At 59.6% G+C, this 21,104-nt stretch carries 15 protein-coding genes and 4 tRNA genes; 13 read left to right on the forward strand and 6 right to left on the reverse strand.

Features of this window, described 5'->3' with window-relative positions; translation table 11 throughout:
* Positions 1 to 86 precede the first annotated feature (86 nt).
* From CLU84_RS15970 to CLU84_RS15980, 3 genes are all read left to right on the forward strand, one after another.
* A complete protein-coding gene (locus CLU84_RS15970) occupies positions 87 to 1,043 on the forward strand; it encodes a homoserine kinase (protein WP_099738300.1) in 957 nt (318 codons plus the stop codon).
* A gap of 124 nt (positions 1,044 to 1,167) precedes the next feature.
* Complete coding sequence (locus CLU84_RS15975) at positions 1,168 to 1,995, forward strand: BPSS1780 family membrane protein (RefSeq protein WP_099738302.1); 828 nt, start codon at positions 1,168 to 1,170, stop codon at positions 1,993 to 1,995.
* A gap of 242 nt (positions 1,996 to 2,237) precedes the next feature.
* A complete protein-coding gene (locus CLU84_RS15980; protein ID WP_099738304.1) occupies positions 2,238 to 4,241 on the forward strand; it encodes a PhoX family phosphatase in 2,004 nt (667 codons plus the stop codon).
* Between the two features lie 77 nt (positions 4,242 to 4,318).
* Here CLU84_RS15980 and CLU84_RS15985 read toward each other — a convergent pair whose 3' ends face one another.
* The 4 genes from CLU84_RS15985 to CLU84_RS16000 all read right to left on the reverse strand — a co-directional run bounded on the left by CLU84_RS15985 (position 4,319) and on the right by CLU84_RS16000 (position 11,271).
* Positions 4,319 to 6,787, reverse strand: a complete 2,469-nt coding sequence (locus tag CLU84_RS15985; RefSeq protein ID WP_099738305.1) for a UvrD-helicase domain-containing protein — start codon at positions 6,785 to 6,787, stop codon at positions 4,319 to 4,321.
* A gap of 170 nt (positions 6,788 to 6,957) precedes the next feature.
* Positions 6,958 to 8,559 (reverse strand): DHA2 family efflux MFS transporter permease subunit, encoded by a 1,602-nt coding sequence (locus tag CLU84_RS15990; RefSeq protein ID WP_099739072.1) that lies wholly within the window; start codon positions 8,557 to 8,559, stop codon positions 6,958 to 6,960.
* Positions 8,560 to 8,569: 10 nt separating this feature from the next.
* The gene (locus tag CLU84_RS15995; RefSeq protein WP_099738307.1) at positions 8,570 to 9,736 is read right to left on the reverse strand and encodes an HlyD family secretion protein; all 1,167 of its coding nucleotides are present in this window, start codon (positions 9,734 to 9,736) and stop codon (positions 8,570 to 8,572) included.
* A gap of 35 nt (positions 9,737 to 9,771) precedes the next feature.
* Positions 9,772 to 11,271 (reverse strand): efflux transporter outer membrane subunit, encoded by a 1,500-nt coding sequence (locus CLU84_RS16000; protein ID WP_099738309.1) that lies wholly within the window; start codon positions 11,269 to 11,271, stop codon positions 9,772 to 9,774.
* Positions 11,272 to 11,378: 107 nt separating this feature from the next.
* Here CLU84_RS16000 and CLU84_RS16005 point away from each other — a divergent pair, with 107 nt between their 5' ends.
* From CLU84_RS16005 to CLU84_RS16040, 8 genes are all read left to right on the forward strand, one after another.
* The gene (locus CLU84_RS16005) at positions 11,379 to 11,987 is read left to right on the forward strand and encodes a TetR/AcrR family transcriptional regulator (protein ID WP_099738311.1); all 609 of its coding nucleotides are present in this window, start codon (positions 11,379 to 11,381) and stop codon (positions 11,985 to 11,987) included.
* A gap of 236 nt (positions 11,988 to 12,223) precedes the next feature.
* Positions 12,224 to 13,201 (forward strand): GMP reductase, encoded by a 978-nt coding sequence (locus CLU84_RS16010; protein WP_099738312.1) that lies wholly within the window; start codon positions 12,224 to 12,226, stop codon positions 13,199 to 13,201.
* Between the two features lie 185 nt (positions 13,202 to 13,386).
* The gene (locus tag CLU84_RS16015) at positions 13,387 to 14,265 is read left to right on the forward strand and encodes an NAD(P)-dependent oxidoreductase (RefSeq protein WP_099738314.1); all 879 of its coding nucleotides are present in this window, start codon (positions 13,387 to 13,389) and stop codon (positions 14,263 to 14,265) included.
* Positions 14,266 to 14,344: 79 nt separating this feature from the next.
* A tRNA-Lys gene (locus tag CLU84_RS16020) sits at positions 14,345 to 14,420 on the forward strand.
* Positions 14,421 to 14,473: 53 nt separating this feature from the next.
* Positions 14,474 to 14,549 (forward strand) — tRNA-Lys (locus CLU84_RS16025).
* A 51-nt stretch (positions 14,550 to 14,600) separates the two neighbouring features.
* A tRNA-Lys gene (locus CLU84_RS16030) sits at positions 14,601 to 14,676 on the forward strand.
* A gap of 51 nt (positions 14,677 to 14,727) precedes the next feature.
* A tRNA-Lys gene (locus tag CLU84_RS16035) sits at positions 14,728 to 14,803 on the forward strand.
* A 188-nt stretch (positions 14,804 to 14,991) separates the two neighbouring features.
* Positions 14,992 to 16,224: a multidrug effflux MFS transporter gene (locus tag CLU84_RS16040; RefSeq protein WP_099738316.1), complete on the forward strand. Its 1,233-nt coding sequence runs from the start codon at positions 14,992 to 14,994 to the stop codon at positions 16,222 to 16,224.
* A 168-nt stretch (positions 16,225 to 16,392) separates the two neighbouring features.
* Here CLU84_RS16040 and CLU84_RS16045 read toward each other — a convergent pair whose 3' ends face one another.
* Together CLU84_RS16045 and orn are read right to left on the reverse strand one after the other, a co-directional pair.
* On the reverse strand, positions 16,393 to 18,495 hold the full coding sequence (locus CLU84_RS16045; RefSeq protein WP_099738317.1) for a DEAD/DEAH box helicase: 2,103 nt from the start codon (positions 18,493 to 18,495) through the stop codon (positions 16,393 to 16,395).
* A 305-nt stretch (positions 18,496 to 18,800) separates the two neighbouring features.
* Positions 18,801 to 19,409, reverse strand: a complete 609-nt coding sequence (orn, locus tag CLU84_RS16050; RefSeq protein ID WP_099738319.1) for an oligoribonuclease — start codon at positions 19,407 to 19,409, stop codon at positions 18,801 to 18,803.
* Positions 19,410 to 19,439: 30 nt separating this feature from the next.
* On the opposite strand from orn, the gene CLU84_RS16055 reads away from it, so the two are divergent.
* Positions 19,440 to 20,741: a M48 family metallopeptidase gene (locus CLU84_RS16055; RefSeq protein WP_099738321.1), complete on the forward strand. Its 1,302-nt coding sequence runs from the start codon at positions 19,440 to 19,442 to the stop codon at positions 20,739 to 20,741.
* 18 nt (positions 20,742 to 20,759) lie between these two features.
* Positions 20,760 to 21,104, forward strand: a complete 345-nt coding sequence (locus tag CLU84_RS16060) for a 4a-hydroxytetrahydrobiopterin dehydratase (RefSeq protein ID WP_099738323.1) — start codon at positions 20,760 to 20,762, stop codon at positions 21,102 to 21,104.

The raw sequence follows: 21,104 nt of genomic DNA on the forward strand, positions 1-21,104 counted from the left end.
GGGCAGTGCAGCACAGCACTGCCCTGTTGCGTATAGAACCCATCACCTGTTAGCTCGGCCGACTGTTACAGGCCGGCGCATTCACCATGGCTGTTTTCACCGAAGTTTCCGATAAAGATGCGCGCGACCTGCTGCGCCGCCTGTCCCTTGGCTCGTTCAAAGAATTGCGCGGCATTCAAGGCGGCATTGAAAACACCAATTACTTTCTGACGACGGATCAGGGTGAGTATGTGCTGACTCTGTTCGAGCGCCTTAGCTTTGAGCAGTTGCCGTTTTACCTGTACCTGATGAAGCATCTGGCACAGGCCGGCATCCCCGTGCCAGACCCGCAAGGCGAAACACGCAGCGGCGACATTCTGCTCAAGGTCTGCGGCAAGCCTGCGGCCATCGTCAATCGACTGGCTGGCAAGAGCCAGCTGACTCCCCAGCCCGTGCATTGCGCCGCTGTGGGCGACATGCTGGCGCGCATGCATCTGGCAGGCCAGAACTACGAACGCAACCAGCCCAATCTACGCGGCCTGCTCTGGTGGAACGAGACCGTGCCCGTGGTCCTGCCGCACCTGGACGAGCAAAAAGCTGGCCTGCTGCGTGCAGAGCTGGCATACCAGAACCACATTGCCGCATCGGCGGCCTATGCGGCCCTGCCGCGTGGCCCCATCCACGCCGATTTGTTCCGCGACAACGTGATGTTTGAAGGCGACAAGCTGACCGGCTTTTTCGACTTCTACTTCGCGGGCGTGGACACCTGGCTCTTCGATCTGGCCGTCTGCCTGAACGACTGGTGTATCGATCACGCAACAGGTGCGCACGATGCCGCGCGCGCCAAAGCCATGCTCGCGGCCTACCAGGCCGTGCGCCCGCTGAAGGCTGCCGAACGTGAACTGCTCAACGCCCAGCTGCGTGCTGGCGCGCTGCGCTTCTGGATCTCTCGCCTCTGGGACTTCTACCTGCCGCGTGAAGCGGCCCTGCTCCAGCCCCATGACCCCACGCACTTCGAGCGCGTGCTGAGCCAGCGCATTGCCCACCCGCTGACGCTGGACTAAGCGCCCGGCCTTACTCCCAAGTTGCAAAGTGCTACGGGGCTATTAATGGCCCCGTAAAGCCGTCTCGGGTACAGTGCAAGAAGCGACTTTTGCACGCTCTCGCAAAAGTATTTCAGCCTCTTCCATGAAACTTCAAATCGTTCCCGCCCGCACTGGTCTTCAGTGGGTGCTACAAGGTCTGCGCACGTTCAAAAGCCAGCCTCTGGCTTTGGCCGCCCTGTTCTTTCTGGGCATGGCCAGCATGTCGCTGATCTCGGCCCTGCCGCTCATCGGCCCCGTTCTCGCTCTGGCACTGCTGCCCTGCATCTCGCTGACCATGATGGTGGCGGCCTCCGAAGCCGCCCACGGCCGCAAGCCCACGCCCGCATTGCTGCTGGTGTCGTTTCGCTCCGGCAGCCAGCACCTGCATTCCATGTTGATGCTGGGCTGCATGTACGCCGCAGGCTTTCTGCTCATCATCGGTGCCTCCACCATTGTGGATGGCGGCAACTTCGCCAGCGTCTATCTGGGCCAGACCCCCATGACACGCGAGCTGGCCGAAGAGCCCGAGTTCCAGTCCGCCATGTGGCTGAGCATGTGCCTGTACCTGCCTCTGTCGCTGGCCTTCTGGCATGCCCCTGCCCTCATTCACTGGCATGGCATCAGCCCCGTCAAATCGCTGTTCTTCAGCTTTGTGGGCTGCATCCGCAATATCGGCGCGTACTTTGTCTTTGGCGTGTGCTGGGTCGGCGTCTTCATCGCCACCGGCATGGTTCTAGCCATCGTCACCGGCATTCTGGCTGCACTCATCGGCAGCATTGCAGGCGGGCTGATGGTGGCTACGGCGCTAGCCCTGGCTGCGGTGTTTTTCACCTCCATCGTGTTCTCCTTCCGCGATAGCTTCAGCCCACCCGATGCTGACCCGTCTCTGGTCGACTCCGCATCCGACGCCGCGCCGCCTTCTGATCTTTAAAAATCTGGCGCATTAGCCATCAACAGCCTCTGCCAAAAGCCGGGGCTTTTTTAATGGCCTCGCCACCCGCTTCGCCTCGCCACAGGGCGTTCATCAAGGTGTCATCAAGCAGCCATGCGGGTGTCATATTTGTTTCCTAGGATTCGCAGGACTGACCAAAGCGCGCATCTCAATGCCTTGGCGTTCATCCAATTAAGCGCGGCCCACAAGTCTGCGCTCCACCCCCACACTGCGAAACTCTCATGGCACAAAATCTGCTCAGCCGTCGTAAGGCCCTGCAACTGTTTACCGGCGCTCCTCTGCTCCCCCTGGGCTCGGCCATTTCGGCTTCCAGCCTGCTGGCCGCTTGTGGTGGTGGCGATGATGACAGCACACCGCCAGTCACTCCGCCAGTCACCAAGAACTATGTCTCGGCAACCTTTACCAGCATGGCTGCCCCCACGCTGACCACGCCGGCCAATATGGCCACCATGTATGTGGCATCGCAGCTCAAGGTCACTTTTGACGACAAGAGCGAGCAAGCCTACGACCTGGGTTACCAGCCCTTCTTCGTGACTGGCGACGATGTCTCGGACGGCAAGGGCGGCAAGATTCTCTCCGGTGGCTATTTCGACATCTTCAACAACAAGATCATCGACAGAACCGTCTCCGGCAAGGAGCGCCAGTTCTTCTCCGATTCGCCCGACGGCACATCGCTGCTGACAGTGCCCAACGCCAAGGTGGACGGCGTCAAGGGTCAGCCCGTGTTTGCCGTGGTGCAGTTCGAATACACCACTCTGGCCCAGGACAGCAAGACCGATATGTACGGCAAGCTGCCCTCGCCCATCGCCGTGCTGACGCTGGACCAGGACCAGACTACCGGCAAGCTGAGCCTGGTGAAATACCACAACGTGGACACCTCCAAGGTCCATGGTCTGTGGATCACCTGCGGTGCCAGCCTCTCACCCTGGGGCACGCACCTGTCCTCGGAAGAGTACGAGCCTGATGCCTTCAGCATCGCCAGCAACACCATGTTCCAGGCCTACAGCCAGAACCTCTATGGCGATGCAAACAAGGCCAACCCCTACCACTACGGCCACATGCCTGAAGTGATCGTCAACGTCGACGGTACTGCCACGATCAAAAAGCATTTCTGCATGGGCCGCATCTCGCACGAACTCGTGCAGGTCATGCCCGACCAGCGCACCGCACTCATGGGCGATGACGCCACCAACAGCGCCTACTTCGTGTTTGTGGCCGACAAGGAAAAAGACCTGTCCTCGGGTTCGCTGTATGTCGCCAAGGTCGGAGCCGGTTTCTCCATCGACCCCGCCGCCAAGAGCACGGCAGCACTGACCTGGATCAAGCTGGGATCGGCCACCAGCGCCGAAATCGAGAACCTGGCCAACACGCTCAAGCCTGCGGACATCATGACCGTGGCCAAGACCGACCCCAGCGACGCCAGCTACACCAAGATCGTGGCCAACGGCAAGACCGAGTGGATCAAGATCAACCCCGGCATGGACAAGGCCGCCGCCTTCCTCGAAACCCACCGCTATGCCGCCTTCAAGGGTGCCAGCCTGGGCTTTACCAAGATGGAAGGCACGACCGTCAACGCCAAGGACAAGATTGCCTACTCTGCGCTGCAGAATGTGCAGTCCTCCATGGTGGCCGGCAACGCCGCCAACGTGCCCGGCAACGGCGTCTCCGTGCCCAAGCAACTGGTGGCTGGCGTGGTGATGGCGCTGAACCTCAAGGGTGCCCAGAAGGACACCGACGGCGCAGCCATCAACAGCGAATGGATGCCCGTGGACACCGCCCCCTTGCTGGCCGGCGAAGATCTGCTGGACAGCGATGGCAAAACCCTCAAGGGCGATGCTCTGGGCAACACCGCCAACCCGAACAAGATTGCCAACCCCGACAACCTCAAGTTCTCGGAAAAAATGCGCACCCTGTTCATCGGCGAGGACAGCAGCCAGCACGTCAACAATTTCATGTGGGCCTACAACGTGGACACCAAGCAGCTGTCACGCGTGCTGTCCGTGCCCGCAGGCGGTGAATCCACCGGTCTGCACGCCGTGGACGAGATCAACGGCTGGACCTACATCATGAGCAACTTCCAGCACGCTGGCGACTGGGGCAGCATCCATGCCACCGTCAAGACCCAGCTCGATCCGCTGCTCAAGAGCAACTACAAGGACAAGTTCGGTGCCGCCGTGGGTTACATCACGGCCTCGCCATCACAGATGAAGCTCAGCGCCAAATAAGCGCCCAAGCCTCAAACAAAAAGCCGCAGCCTTGCAAAAAGGCGGCGGCTTTTTTCATGCCTGAAGACTTCAGAAGCTCAATCCACAATCGTCAGCTTGGCAATCGACAGCGCCAGCCACTTGGTGCCGTGACGGCCAAAGCTGACCTGGGCACGCGCATCGTCGCCCTGGCCCTCGACGGCCAGCACCTTGCCCTCGCCGAACTTGTTGTGGAACACCGCAATGCCCGCCTTGATGCCATGCGATGGCTCGACCTTTTGCTTGGGTACGGGCGGGCTGGCGAAAACTTCCGTCTGCTTGCTGCCCCAGTTGGAGCCAAACGGGCCTCCAGCCTTTGATCCATAAGCGCCACCAGCACCCGAATTAGGAGCAAAACTGCCAAAGCCGCCTTGCTTGGGCGTGATCCACTTCAGCGCCTCTTCAGGCAATTCGTCAAAGAAACGGCTCTTGGTGTTGTAGCGCGTCTGCCCGTGGAGCATGCGCGTCTGCGAATGGCTCAGGTAAAGGCGCTTGCGGGCGCGGGTGATGGCCACATAAGCCAGGCGGCGCTCTTCTTCGATACCGCCGCGGTCCATCATGGCATTCTCGTGGGGGAACAGGCCTTCCTCCACACCGCCGATAAACACGGCATCAAACTCCAGCCCCTTGGATGCGTGCACGGTCATCAGCTGCACCGCGTCTTGCCCGGCCTGCGCCTGGTTGTCACCCGCTTCCAATGCTGCGTGGACGAGAAAGGCCTGCAGCGGCGACAGAGTTTCGCCCGTGTCGGCATTGACCATGGACGCCGCCGTGCCAGCAGGTGCCTTCAAGGCTTCATCCAGCAGCGGTGCATTCGGGTCAAGCCCTTGACTGGCAGGTGACTGCGACAAAGCTTGAGCGGCATTGCCATGCTCATCCACCGGCAACGCCACCGCGTCGCGGCCAAAGCCTTCTTGCGTCACAAAGCTCTCGGCAGCGGTCACCAGTTCCTGCAAGTTTTCGATGCGGTCGGCACCTTCTTTTTCATTGCGGTAATGCTCGATCAGGCCACTTTGCTCTTGCACCGTTTCGATGATTTCGCGCAGCGTCTTGCCCTGCATCTGCTCGCGCAGCACATCAAGCTTGGCCACAAAGCCCTGCAGCTTGGTACCGGCTGAGCCCCCTACCGCCGTCACAGCATCATTCAAAGAGCAACCGCTGCTGCGTGCCGTGTCCTGCAGCACCTCAATCGTGCGCGCACCAATGCCGCGTGCGGGAAAATTCACCACGCGCAAGAAGCTGGTTTCGTCGTGCGGGTTCTCCAGCAGGCGCAGATAAGCCAGCGCATGCTTGATTTCCGCGCGCTCAAAAAAGCGCAGGCCGCCGTACACACGATAGGGAATGGAGGCGTTGAACAGCGCCGATTCAATCACCCGGCTTTGCGCATTGCTGCGGTAGAGCACGGCAATTTCCTGGCGCTTGAAGCCGTCGTTTTTGACCAGCTGCTTGATCTCGTCGACCATCCACGCGGCCTCGGCCAGATCGCTGGGGGATTCGTAAATGCGCACCGGCTCGCCCGGCCCTTGCGTGGTGCGCAGGTTCTTGCCCAAACGGTTGCTGTTGTTGCTGATAAGGGCATTGGCGCAGTCCAGAATATTGCTGTAGCTGCGGTAGTTCTGCTCCAGCTTGATCTGGTTTTTGACATCAAACTCGCGAATGAAGTCAGCCATATTGCCCACGCGCGCACCGCGAAAGGCGTAGATGCTCTGGTCGTCATCGCCCACGGCAATCACGCTGGATTGCGAGACATAGCGCTCGCCATCGGCCTCGCCCGCCAGTTGCTTGAGCCACTGGTATTGCAGCTTGTTGGTGTCCTGAAATTCGTCGACCAGCATGTGCTGAAAGCGGCGCTGGTAATGCTGGCGCAGATGCACATCGTCACGCAGCAGCTCAAAGCTGCGCAGCATCAGCTCGCCAAAATCCACCACGCCTTCGCGCTGGCATTGCTCTTCGTAGAGCTGGTACAGCTCTACCTTTTTGCGCGTATCGGGGTCGGTGGCCACCACATCGGCGGGGCGCATGCCTTCTTCCTTGCAACCCGCGATGAAGTACATCAGCTGCTTGGGCGGAAAGCGCTCGTCGTCCACATTGAACTGCTTGCACAGCCGCTTGATGGCCGAGAGCTGGTCTTGCGTATCCAGAATCTGAAACGCCTGCGGCAGCTTGGCGGCCTGATAGTGGGCGCGCAGCATGCGGTTGCACAGGCCGTGGAAGGTGCCAATCCACATGCCGCGCACGTTGTAGGGCAGCATGACGGACAGACGCGCCAGCATCTCTTTGGCGGCCTTGTTGGTAAAGGTCACGGCCAGAATGGAGCCTGGCGTGGCCTGCCCGGTCTGCAGCAGCCAGGCGATACGCGTGGTGAGCACGCGGGTCTTGCCCGAGCCAGCGCCCGCCAAGATCAGCGCATGGCCCGCAGGCAGCGTTACAGCCGCCAGTTGCTCATCGTTGAGGCCCGCCAGCAGGGGCGAGTTGGATGCGGGGTTTGCGCCTTCGGGCGCGAAGTCAAGCAGGTCGATCGGGAACATAGCTTGCCATTGTAGAAATGCTGGCGACTCCCTGCGATTTGCTGCTCCATTACGCTATGAAAAGAAAAGCTGCTTGCGGATGAATTGCATGGATTTCAAGCCTTTTCAAACCTGAAACCTATGCCAATCAAGCGCAAGCAGCTATTAATTCAAGAAGCTCTTAAACGCATTTAGTGACCACCGGCTCCCGGCTCGACGACGCGTGTCGGCTTGGGTGCCAGCCAGATCGCGCAGGCCGCCAGAATAAAACCGCCAGCAATGATGAACATGATCTGGTTGGTGGCCAGCATCACGCTCTGGCTGGTGATGAGGTGGTCGAAGGCCGAGAGCGATGCATCCGGGCTCATTCCCGATTGCTGCAGACCTTGCAGTACCTCGCCGCTGCTGTCGCTCAAACCCACCAGCTCGGCGTGATTGCGCGTGGTGCCGTTCTCCCATGCGGTGTTGACCACAGACACTGCCGCAGCCCCCGACAAGGTGCGCAGAAAGTTCATCAGCCCGGCTGCGTTGTCCATCTCATGCGGCTCCACGCTGGCCAGCGCCAGCCCGGTGGTCGGGATGAAGAAGAACGGCAGGCCAAAGCCCATGAACATCAGCGGCAGGGCAATGTCCCAGTAGCCCATATCGGTGGTCGCAAACGCGCGCCAGCAGGTGATGACACCCATCCAGAACACACCGCCAAAGATCAGTTTGCGCGGGTCCATTTTGGCGGAAAGCCCTGCGGCAGCCGGTGCAACAAACAGCGCAAACAGACCCGTCCAGGCCGTCACCATGCCCGCCAGCGTGGCGGTGTAGCCCATAAAGCTTTGCAGCCACAGCGGCGTGAGCACGTTGACGGCAAAGAAGGCCGCAAACGCCAGACTGATGGTGAGCACCGCCATGGAAAAGCCTCTGTGCCTGAACACCCGCAAATCCACAATCGGGTGCTCGGCATGCAGCTCCCAGATCATGAAGGCAGCAAAGCCCACCACAGCAACCACGGCCAGCGCCACGATCATGGGCGAGGCAAACCAGTCCAGGTTCTTGCCCTCATCCAGCATGAGCTGCAGCGAACCCACCCAGACGATGAGCAAAATCAGGCCCACGGTGTCAATCGGGTTCTTGAGCAGTGGCTGCTCATAACGCCGCACCAGATGCCATACACCGAAGGCACAGACCAGCGCCACCGGGATGTTGATCAGAAAGATCCAGTGCCAGGTGTATTCATCGCAAATCCAGCCGCCCACGATGGGGCCGAGCACGGGCGCAATCAGCGTGGTCATGGACCACAGACCAATGGCCCCCGGAGCCATGCGCGGCGGGAAGATGCGCAGCAGCAACGACTGAGACAGCGGCATCAGCGGACCACCGGCCAGACCTTGCAAAATGCGCGCAAACACCAGCATGCCCAGCGAATTGGCCATGCCGCACAGCAGCGATGCCAGACCAAACAGCGCCATGGAAGTGGCAAACACGCGCACCGCGCCAAAGCGCGAGGCCAGCCAGCCGGTCAATGGCACGGTGATGGCCTCGGCCACCGCGTAGCTGGTGATGACCCAGGTGCCCTGGCTGGTGGTCGCGCCCAGATTGCCCGCAATGCTGGGCACGGAAACATTGGCCACCGTCATGTCCAGCACGGCCATGAAGTTGGCCGCCGCCAGTACCAGCGCGGCCAGCCAGAGCGTTCCGCCTGTCAGCGGCACCATACCGGGTGCCATGGGTACGGCAGGTGCATCAGCCCCTGCTGCTGGCAAAGGGCTGGGGTGCACAGAACTTGCGTTGTGATCGCTCATAACAACAAGCTCACTGTGCGGCCGCCACGCCAGCGGCATCTGCAGGACCGGTGCGTGTATCCACCGTCACATGCATGGACAGGCCTACGCGCAGCGGGTTCTTTTCCAGCTCAGCCGGCTCCAGCTGAATACGCACCGGCAGGCGCTGCACCACCTTGATCCAGTTGCCTGTGGCGTTCTGCGCGGGAATGGCCGCAAATGCCGCGCCAGAGCCGCCGCTGAAGCCAACAATCGTGCCCTTGTACTTCACATCGCTGCTGTACAAATCCGCCTGCAGCTCTACCTGCTGGCCCACGCGCACCTTGCCCAGCTGGCCTTCCTTAAAGTTGGCATCTACATAAATTTGCTGCACAGGCACCACAGCCATCAGCGCGGCACCGGCCTGCACGCGTTGGCCAATCTGCACACTGCGTTTGGCAACCACGCCATCGACGGGAGCAAGCACCGTGGTGCGATCCAGATCAACCTGAGCCTGATCACGACGGGCCAGCGCCAGCAGCACTTCGGGATTGCTCTCGCCATCAGCGCCTTCAATCAGCGTGGCGTTGACCTGCTTGGCGCCAATGGCGGCTTCGCGGTTGGCCCTGGCCTGCGCCTGCGCTGCCACCGCCGATGCCTGCTGTGCCTTGGCGGCGGCAAAAGCGTTCTGCGCCTGCGTCAACTCCTCACCAGAGACCGAGCCACTCTTGGCCAGCGCTTCACGGCGCTTCAAGTCAATGGTGGCGCGCTCCATATCCGCCTGCGCGGCCAGCAACTGGGCCGCGGCGCGCTTTTCATCCGCCTCGCGTGCCGTGACCTGCGCTTTCAGCCCGCCATCATTGGCCACATAGCCCTTGACGCGGCGCGTGGCGCGGGCCAGCTCGGCCTCGGCCTGGGCCAGTGCCAGCCTGGCGTCCGTGGGATCGATGCGCACCAGCACATCGCCTTTTTTCACCGCTTGCGTATCTTTGACAAGCACCTCAAGCACCGTGCCGCCCACCGATGGAGTGACCAACGCCACCTCAGCCGCCGCGTAGGCGTTGTCGGTAGAGACAAAGTGGGAGGAGTGCAGCCACCAGTAGGCACCTGCAGCAATACCCGCCACGATGACCACACCGGCCAGTCCACCCAGCAGCTTGTTACGGCGCTGCATGCGGGCAGCAGGATTGGCGCTCACGGAAGTAGCGTTTTCAGTCATACGAAACCTTGGAATTATTCAGTTCTAGAAATCGATCAGGCCTGGGGCTGCTCAGCCGTCTTTTGCACGCTGGCGTCTTCGCTCCAGCCCCCGCCCAGTGCGCGGTGCAGGCCAATGTCCAGCGCCAATGCGCGCGACTGCACATCGACCAGCTGGCGTACGCTGGCTAGCAACTGGTCTTCGGCAGACAGAACATCGAGGTAGCGCGCCAGCCCACCTTCATAGCGGTTTCGGGCCACGCGGTGCGCTTCAGTCGCTGCCTCTACGGCCTGTTGCATGGCCGTCAACTGCTGCTGCAATGCGCGTTGGCTGGTGGCGTTGTCTGCCACTTCCTGCAAGGCGCGGTTGAGCGTGCTGCGGTACTGCGCTGTGGCTTCGTCATAACGGGCACGGGCCGCGCCCAGCTCAGAGCGCAGACGACCGCCGTTGAAGATGGGCAGGCTGATGGCAGGGCCAATGCTGGCAATGCTGGAGCCGCTCTTGGCCAGCATGTCCAGCCCCAGCGACTGCACGCCGATAAAGGCGCTCAAGTTCACATCGGGGTAAAACTCGGCCTGCTGCGCAGCTACGCGCGATTCCAGCGCCTGCGCCTGCAGCCTTGCTGCCACCACATCGGGCCTGCGACCCAGCAGGTTGGCGGACAGTTGCTCTGGCAAGGCCCAGTGCTGCCGCCATAGTGATTGCAGGCGTTTAGCGTCAATCTGAATATGTGCGCCGCGGTCAGGCGCAGCGCCCATCAACGCAGCAATGCTGTTGCGCTGCAAAGCCACCTGCTCCTGCATTTGCGACAGTTCAGCGCGGGCGGCTGCCAGCCTTGCATTCGCACTGTGTACGCTGCCCTTGTTTTCCAGGCCATTGGCATAGCGTTCGGCAAACAGGTTTGCCGTGGCCTGACGCACTTTGACAGACTGCTCCAGCGTCTGCTCATTCGCAGCCAGGCGCAGCAACTGCGCATAGGCACTGGCCACGTTGCTGGACAACAGCAGGCGCGCCTGCGCGGCATCGGCCTCGCGGGCGGCCAGCTCACCAGCAGCGGCGGCAACTGCTGCACGTTGCTTGCCCCACAAATCCAGCGACCAGCTCAAATCCAGCGTGGCGCGGCCATAGTCATTCATGCCGCGAGGAGTAAAAGCATCTGGACTCAGGTGGTTGTAGCTGAGCTTGTCTTCACTGGCCGATGCGCGGGCCGATAGCTGCGGCGCGCTGGCCGATTCGCGCACGCCCAGCACGGCCTTGGCCTGTTGCACGCGGGCTGCTGCAGCGGCCATGTCTGGTGCAGTTTGCAGGGCTTCGCCAATCAGCTGGTCAAGCTGTGCATCGGCATAGCGCTGCCACCATTGCTGTGTGGGCCAGTCCATGCGCGGGGCATTGCGCGTGGCCTGCAGAGCGTCTGGCACAGGCTGATTCAGCGCTGCCTTTCCATTCCATTCAGGAACCTGAGCGCAGGCGGCCAGCAAGATGGGCAAGCCAAGGATCAGCCAGCCATGGCGCGTGCGCGGGCTGCCCTCCAACGCAGATGCGATGCGTGTTGTCATTGAAATACTTTAATAATGAACTGTACGGTACAGTATATGTTTTAGAGTATTTCAATCGCAAGAGATACACTGAAAGACATCACATCAACCCAAGGACATTTCTCCTCATGCGCACCAAAACGGAGGAAAAGCGACAGGCCATCATTGATGTCGCAGCAGCCACCTTTGGCGAGCTGGGCTTTGAGCGCACTTCCATGTCCGAGATCTGCACGCGGCTGGGCGGCTCCAAGGCCACGCTGTACAACTATTTCCCATCGAAAGAAGCGCTGTTTCTGGAGGTGATGTTTCAGGCCTCCGAAGCCGACTTTCAGAACACCATGCTGGCGCTGCAAACGCCAGGCGACGATGCGGCGCAGACGCTGCGGGACTTTGGTCAGCGTTTTCTGGGCCTGCTGTATTCGCCCAATGTGATGGCTGTGCGCCGCCTGCTGGTATCAGAAGGCGGGCGCTCCAATATCGGCCAGCGCTGCTGGGAAATGGGGCCAGCCAGGGGTAATGCCGCCATCAAGGATTTTTTGCAGCTGGGCATTGAGCGCCAGCTGCTGCGCGCGGCCGATACCGAAATCATGATGCACCAGCTGCTGGCCTTGCTCGAAGCCGAGTTGCTGCCGCGCTTTGTGTTTCAGCATCTGCCGGCCCCAACGCCCGAAGAGATCATCCAGATCAGCGAACGGGCGGTTGAAACCTTCATGCGCGCCTATGGCTCAAAACCTTAAGAGCATCTAAATAATGTCTATATGAAATTCCATATAACCATCATAAGATCGTGTGGACATACGCTTTTGGCCAGCTCCATATAAAATCAATCACCGGGCCCAAGATTCTTGTGGTCCGGTTTTTTTTGCCCGCGTTTCGCATGCCGGGGGAAAACCGGTCTCCAAGCCAAGCGCCTATCCTTGAAATTTAAGCAAGCCATGGGCCTGCTGCAAACTCTCTGGAGCTTGGAAACAAAATGGAAATCTTCGACTACGACAACATTCTTCTGCTGCCTCGCATGTGCCGCGTTGAAAGTCGTTCGGAATGTGACACCAGCGTGGTGCTGGGCAACCGCAGCTTCAAGCTGCCCGTGGTGCCCGCCAACATGAAGACGGTGGTGGACGAGAAGATCTGCGCCTACCTTGCGCAAAACGGCTTCTTCTATGTGATGCACCGTTTTGACATTGACAACGTGGCCTTCACCAAGGACATGCAGTCCAAGGGTCTGTTCGCCTCGATCTCTCTGGGCGTCAAACAACCCGACTACGACACGGTCGACAGCTTTGTCGCAGACGGCATCTGCCCCGAATACATCACCATCGACATTGCCCACGGCCATGCCGAGAGCGTGAAGAACATGATCCAGTACATCAAGGCCAAGATCCCCGCGGCCTTTGTGATTGCTGGCAACGTGGCCACACCCGAAGCCGTGATCGACCTGGAAAACTGGGGTGCCGATGCCACCAAGGTGGGCGTGGGCCCCGGCAAGGTGTGCATCACCAAGCTCAAGACCGGCTTTGGCACGGGCGGCTGGCAGCTGTCGGCGCTCAAGTGGTGCGCCCGCGTGGCGACCAAGCCCATCATTGCCGACGGCGGCATTCGCAGCCATGGCGACATTGCCAAGAGCATCCGCTTTGGTGCCACCATGATCATGATTGGCTCGCTGTTTGCAGGCCATGAAGAATCGCCAGGCAAAACCGTGGAAGTGGACGGCAAGCTGTTCAAGGAATACTACGGCTCGGCGTCTGACTTCAACAAGGGCGAGTACAAGCACGTTGAAGGCAAGCGCATTCTTGAACCCATCAAGGGTCCTCTGATGAATACGCTGATCGAAATGCAGCAGGACACTCAGTCCTCCATCAGCTACTCGGGCGGCACCAAGCTCATGGACATCCGCAAGGTCAACTACGTCATTCTCGGCGGCGACAACGCTGGCGAGCATCTGCTGATGTAAGCGCGTAAGCGCAATTCACCAGCGCGAAGGTGAACCTCCAAAAAAAGCATCAAGGGCAGCTTAGGCTGCCCTTGTTGTTTCTGCGCCCAGGGCGCACAACTGATCTGTGTTCGCTCCAGTCATTGCCAGCGCCCTCAGGGCTTAGCATGTTGGCATTCATAAAAAAACTCCAAGGAAACAACGCAATGAGCACTTTGAAGATCGCCGTTCTGGGCACAGGAATGATGGGCCTGCCCATGGCGCGCCGCCTCGCTCAGGCCGGCCATGAAGTCCACGCCTGGAACCGCACCCGCGCCAAGGCCGAAGCACTGACCGCTGATGGCGTGACCATTCACGACAACGCCGCAGACGCCGTACGCGGCGTGGACTTTGCCGTGAGCCTGCTGGAGAGCGGCGCCATCGTCGGCGAAGTGCTGTTCAATCTGGGCGTGGCAGATGCCATGCCCAAAGGCTCGCTCTTCATCGACATGGCCTCCATCCAGCCACGTGAAGCCCGTGAGCACGCCAGCAAGCTCAACGCCTTGGGCGTGCAACAAATTGACGCCCCCGTTTCCGGCGGAACGCTAGGCGCAGAAGCCGGCACACTGGCCATCATGGCTGGTGGTGATGCTACAGATTTTGAACGTGCCCTGCCCGTCTTTGCTGCGCTAGGCCGTGCAACCCATGTGGGCCCGCATGGAACAGGCCAGCTGGCAAAATTAGCCAACCAGATGATTGTGGGCATCACCATCGGTGCCGTGGCCGAAGCCTTGCTGCTGGCCGAACGCGGCGGTGCCGACCCCGCCAAGGTTCGTGAAGCGATCTCGGGCGGTTTTGCCGACAGCCGCATCCTTCAGGTACATGGCGAACGCATGGTCAACCATGACTTTGCGCCGCGCGGCCGCATGACGGTGCAGCTGAAAGACATGCGCAACGCCACGGCCACCGCCGATGAAATCGGCTTTGACGCCCCTATTACTGGCTTGCTTGAACAACTCTATGCCGAAGGCGTGAAGAACGGTCTGGGTGATCTGGATCAAGCCGGCCTGTTCGTAGAATTGCAAAGACGCAACGCACTGGATTGAAAAAAACCACGGGTTTTCCTGCAACCCCTCCAGAAATAGCGCATAATTGCGGTCTTGCTTGCAGCGCAGGCGAGACGTGGGGCTCTTAGCTCAGCTGGTAGAGCAGCGGACTCTTAATCCGTTGGTCGAGTGTTCGAATCACTCAGGGCCCACCAAATATTCTTCAATCTGGTTTCGCATCAGATTGATCCTCCGGATTTACTCCGGCGGGCTCTTAGCTCAGTTGGTAGAGCAGCGGACTCTTAATCCGTTGGTCGAGTGTTCGAATCACTCAGGGCCCACCAAAATTTATTAGATCTGCTTCTGGCAGGTCGAAACCTCCGGTTAATTCCGGCGGGCTCTTAGCTCAGTTGGTAGAGCAGCGGACTCTTAATCCGTTGGTCGAGTGTTCGAATCACTCAGGGCCCACCAAAATTTGTTAGATCTGCTTCTGGCAGGTCAAAACCTCCGGTTAATTCCGGCGGGCTCTTAGCTCAGTTGGTAGAGCAGCGGACTCTTAATCCGTTGGTCGAGTGTTCGAATCACTCAGGGCCCACCAAATATTCAAAAGCCAAAGTTCTCACGAACTTTGGCTTTTTTGTTTGGCGCTTTCGCTTCCTCACTTCTTATCTCCCTGCCCACATCAAAGCGTGAGTTCTGTCACGGCTGCAGCGGGTATCTCAGGCATCATGCAGGCATATTGGCACCCAAGCCCGCGCACAACCGTGCAAGCCATCAAGATTCACTATGCAAAATAATCTCTCCACCTTCTGGCGTGGACCGCGCTGGACTCTGGCCATGCTGCTTGCCATCCTCGGCATGCTCGGCCCGTTTTCGGTTGACACCTATATTCCGGCGTTCTCGGGCATTGCCAAAGCCTTGGGCGCAACCCCTATCGAGATGCAGCAGACACTGTCTGCCTATCTTTTTGGCTTCGCCTTCATGAATCTGTTTCATGGCGCACTGGCCGATAGCTTCGGTCGCCGCCCCGTCATCCTCTGGGGACTGGTGATGTTCACACTGGCATCCGCCGGCTGCGCCTTGTCCCAGAACATTACCCAGCTGGTGATCTTTCGCACTCTGCAGGGCCTGTCCACGGGCGCTGGCATTGTGGTGTCACGCGCCATTGTTCGAGATATTTTTCCACCCGCTCAGGCCCAAGGTCTGATGGCACAAATCACCATCTTCTTCGGCATTGCTCCAGCGCTGGCACCCGTGATGGGTGGCTGGCTGTTTGTGCATCTGGGCTGGCAATCCGTGTTCTGGTTTCTGACACTGATTGGCATTCTGCTCTGGTCCATCAACGTGAAGTTTTTACCCGAATCGCTGCCAGCAAAAAAGCGCCAGCCCTTTGAGTTCAAGCCACTGATGCAGGGCTACAAAATTCTGCTGACGGACCCGCGCTTTCTGCTGCTGGCACTGGCCAGCGGCATACCGTTCAACGGCATGTTTCTGTACCTGCTGTCCGCACCGGCCTTTCTTGGCGATATCCTGCAACTGGAGCCGACTCAGTTTTTCTGGTTTTTCGTCTCCACCATTGGCGGCATCATGGCCGGCAGCTGGACCAGCGGAAGGCTTGCCGGGCGCATTGCGCCCAAGCGGCAGATTCGCCACGGCTTTCTGATCATGTTCGCGACCTCCATCATCAATCTGGCGGCCAATCTGATCTGGCCCGCGCATGTGAGCTGGGCGCTGATTCCCATCTGCCTGTTCGCCTACGGCTGGGCACTGATGGTGCCCGTGGTCACATTGCTGGTGCTGGATGTTCACCCCGAGCGACGCGGCCTTGCATCTTCCCTGCAGGCGGTTGTGGGCTCTGTCGCCAACGGCGTTGTGGCAGGGGTGATTGCGCCACTGGTCATGCACTCAGCCGTGCTGCTGGCCATAGGATCGATTTGCATGATGCTGGTTGGCCTGATTGCCTGGATGTATCTGCACCGCCACTGGCCTGAGATTGGCCGCACAGCTTCAGAGCTTTGAAATAACAAGAGCTGCCAGCGCCTGACACATAAGGAGTTCAGGCTCATTCATAGCTGAAATTCCTATTAATCAAACGCAAGCAGCTCCTCTTTTTGATAAAGCGCACAACAAAAAGCCGGCTACAAGAGCCGGCTTTTTTATGGTTCAAGCGAAAGCCTGAATCAGCGATTAACGCTCGTCACGACGGGGAGCGCGGGGCTTGCGGTCAAAGCCGCGATCGCCACCACGGTCACCGTGAGGCTGGTAAGGCTTACCTGCACCTTGGCCAAAGGCTGGACGACGATCGCCGCCACCACCAAAGCCACGCGATTCGCCACCGCGGAAGCCACCTTCACGAGCGCCACCGGCATGGGCGCCATCACGAGGACCACCAAAGCTCTTACGGGCTTCGCCGCCTTCGCTGCGACCAGCAAAACCGCCACGGTCACCACCGCGATCGCCGCCGAAGCCACCACGGCTAGGAGCACGATCACCGCCGCCGAAACCGCGCTGGTCGTCACGAGGACGGTCACCGCCAAAGCTAGGACGGCCGCCGCCGAAGCCACGATCGCCACCACGGTCACCGCCGCGATCAGCAAAACGGTCACCGCGAGGTGCGCCAAAGCCTGGACGATCGCCACCACGGTCATTACCGCGATCGCCACCGAAGCCACCACGATCACCGCCGCGGTCGTTACCACGAGCGCCGCCGCCGAAGCTGCCAAAGCCGGGCTTGCGGCCATAGCCGTCGCCATCACGACGAGCACCACCACCGAAACCACGGCCACCACCACCACGACGGCCATCACGGTCGCCGCCTGCGGGGGCGCGCTGTACGGGCTCCAGACCAGGAATCACTTCAGCCTTGAATTGCTGACGTGTGTAGGCTTCGATATCGAACACGCGGCGACGGTCACGGAATTCCGCAAACGTCACAGCAGTACCTTCGCGACCAGCGCGACCGGTACGACCGATACGGTGGGTGTAGTCTTCAGCCTTCATGGGAAGGCCGTAGTTGAAGACGTGGGTGATGGTGGGCACGTCGATACCGCGTGCGGCCACATCCGTTGCCACCAGAATTTGCACTTGACCGTTGCGCAGAGCCATCAGGCGGCGGTTACGCAGACCTTGGCTCAGAGCACCGTGCAGAGCCACGGCGGAGAAGCCGTCTTGCTGCAGGTCGGTAGCCAGGCCGTCACATTCAACTTGTGTGGATGCAAACACGATGGCCTGGTTGATGCTGCTGTCACGCAGCCAGTGGTCCAGCATCTTGCGCTTGTGCTGAGCGTTGTCAGCCCAGAACAGCACTTGCTTGATGCTGGCGTGCTTTTCCTGAGGCGAATCAATCGTCAGCTTCTTCACGCCGGAACCGTTGTCGTGCATCACACGCATGGCCAGCTGTTGCACGCGAGGTGCAAACGTAGCGCTGAACATCATGGTTTGCTTGCGCTGGGCAGTCATCACATTGACTTCAGCCAGATCGTCGGAGAAGCCCAGATCCAGCATGCGGTCAGCTTCGTCAACCACCAGGAACTGAACCTTGTCCAGCTTGATCTGCATAGAGCGCTGCAGATCCAGCAGACGGCCAGGAGTGGCCACCACCAGGTCAGCGTTTTGCAGCTTGGCGATTTGCAGCTGGTAAGGAATACCACCCACCACGTTGGCAACACGAATGCCGCGGCAGTGCTTGACCAGCTCGATGGCGTCATGCGCAACTTGCTGAGCCAGCTCACGTGTGGGGCACAGAATGAGGGCGCCAGGAGTAGCAGCCTTGAAATTGCGGTTGTTGGTAGGGTCCTTGCGCTTGGCACGCTTAGGAGCAGGTTCACCATTGGCTGCAGCTTCAGCGCACAGACGCTCGAACTCAGCCTTGGATTCAACTTCAGCTTGAGCGCGTTGTTGAATCAGGGTGTGCAGCACGGGCAGCAGGAAGGCAGCAGTCTTGCCGGAGCCAGTCTGGCTGGAGACCATCAGGTCGATGAAACCGTTGGCATCAGCGCCTTCACCCATGGCCAGAGGAATGGCCTTGACCTGCACTTGTGTGGGCTGGGTGTAACCCAGATCAGCCACGGCCTGAACCAGCTCAGGAGCCAGACCCAGTTCTACGAAGCCGTTAGGAACTTCTTCAGCCACTTCTTCAGCGGCAACCTCTTCAGAGGAAATTTCTTCAGCAGCAGCGTCTTCTGCGTCCATGTCGGCCAGCATGGCGTCCAGACGGGAATCGATTTCAGGCGAAGACAAAGCAATATCGGCAGCGGCCACTTGGCCCTGCTCTAGGGAGTTTTCTGTCATTAATAGCTCACGAAAAAAGCGACGCAGTCAGCGTGCTGCTCGCTTCTTTTGACGGTTGGTTATCAACATCCACCGTCAAACTTTGACTGGCCCGTTCGCAAAACGGGGCAGATGGGTGTTATGTCTTGGCGTATCGGCTGTATGCAGGCCGTTGTACGCAAGTAAGAACCCGTGTGTGATGGAGATGCGCAAAAATTACCCATTGATCGGGTAAGCAGCGTATTGTCGCACACACCGGGTTTTCCCGCAAGTGGCAAAATTCTATCTACCCTGCTGCGAACATGCCCATCCGCAGCCAACTGCACTCAGGCACTGAGCAGCTCCTTACGGTAGTGCTGCAGCTCGTCGATGGATTCATGCACATCAGCCATGGCGGTGTGACGCTGCGCCTTCTTGAAAGAGGTATAGGCCGTGGGCTTCCAGCGCTTGGCCAATTCTTTCAATGTGCTCACATCGATGTTGCGATAGTGAAAGAAGTTGTTGAGCTTGGGCATATAGCGTTCCATGAAGCGCCTGTCCTGACCGATGCTGTTGCCACACAGCGGTGTCTTGCCCTTGGGCACGTATTTGCTCAAAAAAGCAATCAGCGCAGCTTCGGCTTCGGCTTCGGTAATGGCAGAGGCCTTTACCTTGTCGATCAAGCCGCTCTTGCCGTGCGTACCCTTGTTCCATGCGTCCATGCCGTTCAGCAGTTCATCAGACTGGTGAATCGCAAAAACAGGGCCTTCAACACGCGTTTGCAAGTCGGAGCTGCTGACCACCACCGCAATTTCGATGATGCGATCGTGGTCGGGGTTCAGCCCCGTCATTTCGCAGTCCAGCCACACCATATTGAGGTCGGATTTGGGCAGAACAACAGGGGTCGCCGCCGCGGGCGCGGCGCTGGAGGAATTCGTACAGGAAGCTTCAGACATGGCGCAAATTGTCGCCTACACTGCCAATACATGGCTTCCAACCTAGATTTTTCTCTGCCGCTTTCGCTGCTATTTGCAGCCGCAGTGGCCCTTCAATGGCTGCTGCGTGTATGGCTCATCTCCCGCCAGGTACGCCATGTGGCCCAGCACCGCCCGGCAGTGCCCGCCGCCTTTGCGCACCGCATCAGTCTGGCTGCGCACCAGAAAGCCGCCGACTACACCTTGGCCAAGGCCAAGGTCTCGCTGATCGACATCACCCTGTCTGCTGCTGTTCTGCTGTGCTGGACGTTGCTGGGCGGGCTGGACTGGCTCAACCGCTCGCTGCTTGAATTCATCAACCCCAGTCTGTGGCAGCAACTGGCCCTGCTGGCCTGCTTTGCACTGATTTCTGCCGCCATAGAGCTGCCCCTGTCGATCTATCAGACCTTCAAGCTGGAGCAGCGCTTTGGCTTCAATCAGATGACACCGGGCCTGTGGCTGGGCGACCTGCTCAAGTCCACGCTGGTCGGCGCAATCATTGGCCTACCGCTGGCAGCGCTGATCCTGTGGCTCATGGGCTCTACCGGCCCGCTGTGGTGGCTGTGGGCATGGGCCGCATGGACTGCCTTCAATCTGCTGCTAATGTGGATCTTCCCCAGTTTTATCGCGCCGCTGTTCAACAAGTTCGAGCCTCTGGCCGATGAAAGCCTCAAAGCCCGTGTCACTCAGTTGATGGAGCGCTGCGGCTTTGCCGCCAAGGGCTTGTTTGTGATGGATGGCAGCCGCCGCTCGGCCCATGCCAACGCCTATTTCACCGGCTTTGGCAACTCCAAGCGCGTGGTGTTTTTTGACACCCTTCTCAAGCAGTTGAGCCCCGGCGAGGTGGAGGCCGTGCTGGCCCACGAACTGGGCCACTTCAAACACAAGCACATCACCAAGCGCATGGTAATGATGTTTGGCGTGTCGCTGCTGGGCTTTGCGCTGCTGGGGTGGATCAGCCAGCAGCCTTGGTTTTACTCAGGGCTGGGCGTGTCGGTTCTGGAGAGCAAGCGCCTCGGCGTACCTGCGGAAAACAATGCCATTGCCCTGCTGCTGTTCATGCTGGCCGTGCCTGTGTTCAGCTTCTTCATCACGCCTCTGATGTCCGCCATGTCGCGCCGCGACGAGTTTGAAGCCGATGCCTATGCCATGCAGCAAACCGATGGCGCTCAACTGGCTTCAGCACTGCTCAAGCTTTACGAGGACAATGCCTCAACCCTCACGCCAGACCCTTGGTATGTGAGCTTTTACTATTCACACCCTCCCGCAGTGGATCGACTGGCGCGCATGCCGGCTCCCAGCGGCAGTTTGTAACTCCACACGAGTTTTCTCATGAGCACCTCAACCCTGCAACAAAAAGACTGGTCCCTGCTCAAGCGCAGCGCCCTCAGCGCCGAGCAGGTGCGCGCACAGCTGGCCCCCCTTACAGGCTGGCAACTGGTGGGCAGCGATGCCAGCCCCGCCATCAGCAAGACCTACCGCTTTGTCAATTTTTACGAAACCATGGCCTTTGTGAATGCTCTGGCCCTGATTGCCCATCAGCAAGACCACCACCCCGATCTGGAAGTGGGCTACAACCGCTGCAAGGTGAGCCTGAACACGCACGACGTGGGCGGCATCTCTGAAACCGATATCGACTGCGCTAGCCGCATCGAAGCACTGCTGAAGCTGGCCTGA

The organism is Comamonas sp. 26 (assembly GCF_002754475.1).
GTDB lineage: Bacteria > Pseudomonadota > Gammaproteobacteria > Burkholderiales > Burkholderiaceae_C > Comamonas.

Bases quoted from the DNA above. Each gene is read 5' to 3' on its own strand.
- CLU84_RS16040 (WP_099738316.1), top strand. From the start codon at position 14,992: ATGCAAAATAATCTCTCCACCTTCTGGCGTGGACCGCGCTGGACTCTG.
- CLU84_RS16060 (WP_099738323.1), top strand. From the start codon at position 20,760: ATGAGCACCTCAACCCTGCAACAAAAAGACTGGTCCCTGCTCAAGCGC.
- CLU84_RS15980 (WP_099738304.1), top strand. From the start codon at position 2,238: ATGGCACAAAATCTGCTCAGCCGTCGTAAGGCCCTGCAACTGTTTACC.
- CLU84_RS15970 (WP_099738300.1), top strand. From the start codon at position 87: ATGGCTGTTTTCACCGAAGTTTCCGATAAAGATGCGCGCGACCTGCTG.
- CLU84_RS16045 (WP_099738317.1), bottom strand. From the start codon at position 18,495: ATGACAGAAAACTCCCTAGAGCAGGGCCAAGTGGCCGCTGCCGATATT.
- CLU84_RS16000 (WP_099738309.1), bottom strand. From the start codon at position 11,271: ATGACAACACGCATCGCATCTGCGTTGGAGGGCAGCCCGCGCACGCGC.
- CLU84_RS15990 (WP_099739072.1), bottom strand. From the start codon at position 8,559: ATGAGCGATCACAACGCAAGTTCTGTGCACCCCAGCCCTTTGCCAGCA.
- CLU84_RS15985 (WP_099738305.1), bottom strand. From the start codon at position 6,787: ATGTTCCCGATCGACCTGCTTGACTTCGCGCCCGAAGGCGCAAACCCC.
- CLU84_RS15995 (WP_099738307.1), bottom strand. From the start codon at position 9,736: ATGACTGAAAACGCTACTTCCGTGAGCGCCAATCCTGCTGCCCGCATG.
- orn (WP_099738319.1), bottom strand. From the start codon at position 19,409: ATGTCTGAAGCTTCCTGTACGAATTCCTCCAGCGCCGCGCCCGCGGCG.
- CLU84_RS16010 (WP_099738312.1), top strand. From the start codon at position 12,224: ATGGAAATCTTCGACTACGACAACATTCTTCTGCTGCCTCGCATGTGC.
- CLU84_RS16055 (WP_099738321.1), top strand. From the start codon at position 19,440: ATGGCTTCCAACCTAGATTTTTCTCTGCCGCTTTCGCTGCTATTTGCA.
- CLU84_RS16005 (WP_099738311.1), top strand. From the start codon at position 11,379: ATGCGCACCAAAACGGAGGAAAAGCGACAGGCCATCATTGATGTCGCA.
- CLU84_RS16015 (WP_099738314.1), top strand. From the start codon at position 13,387: ATGAGCACTTTGAAGATCGCCGTTCTGGGCACAGGAATGATGGGCCTG.
- CLU84_RS15975 (WP_099738302.1), top strand. From the start codon at position 1,168: ATGAAACTTCAAATCGTTCCCGCCCGCACTGGTCTTCAGTGGGTGCTA.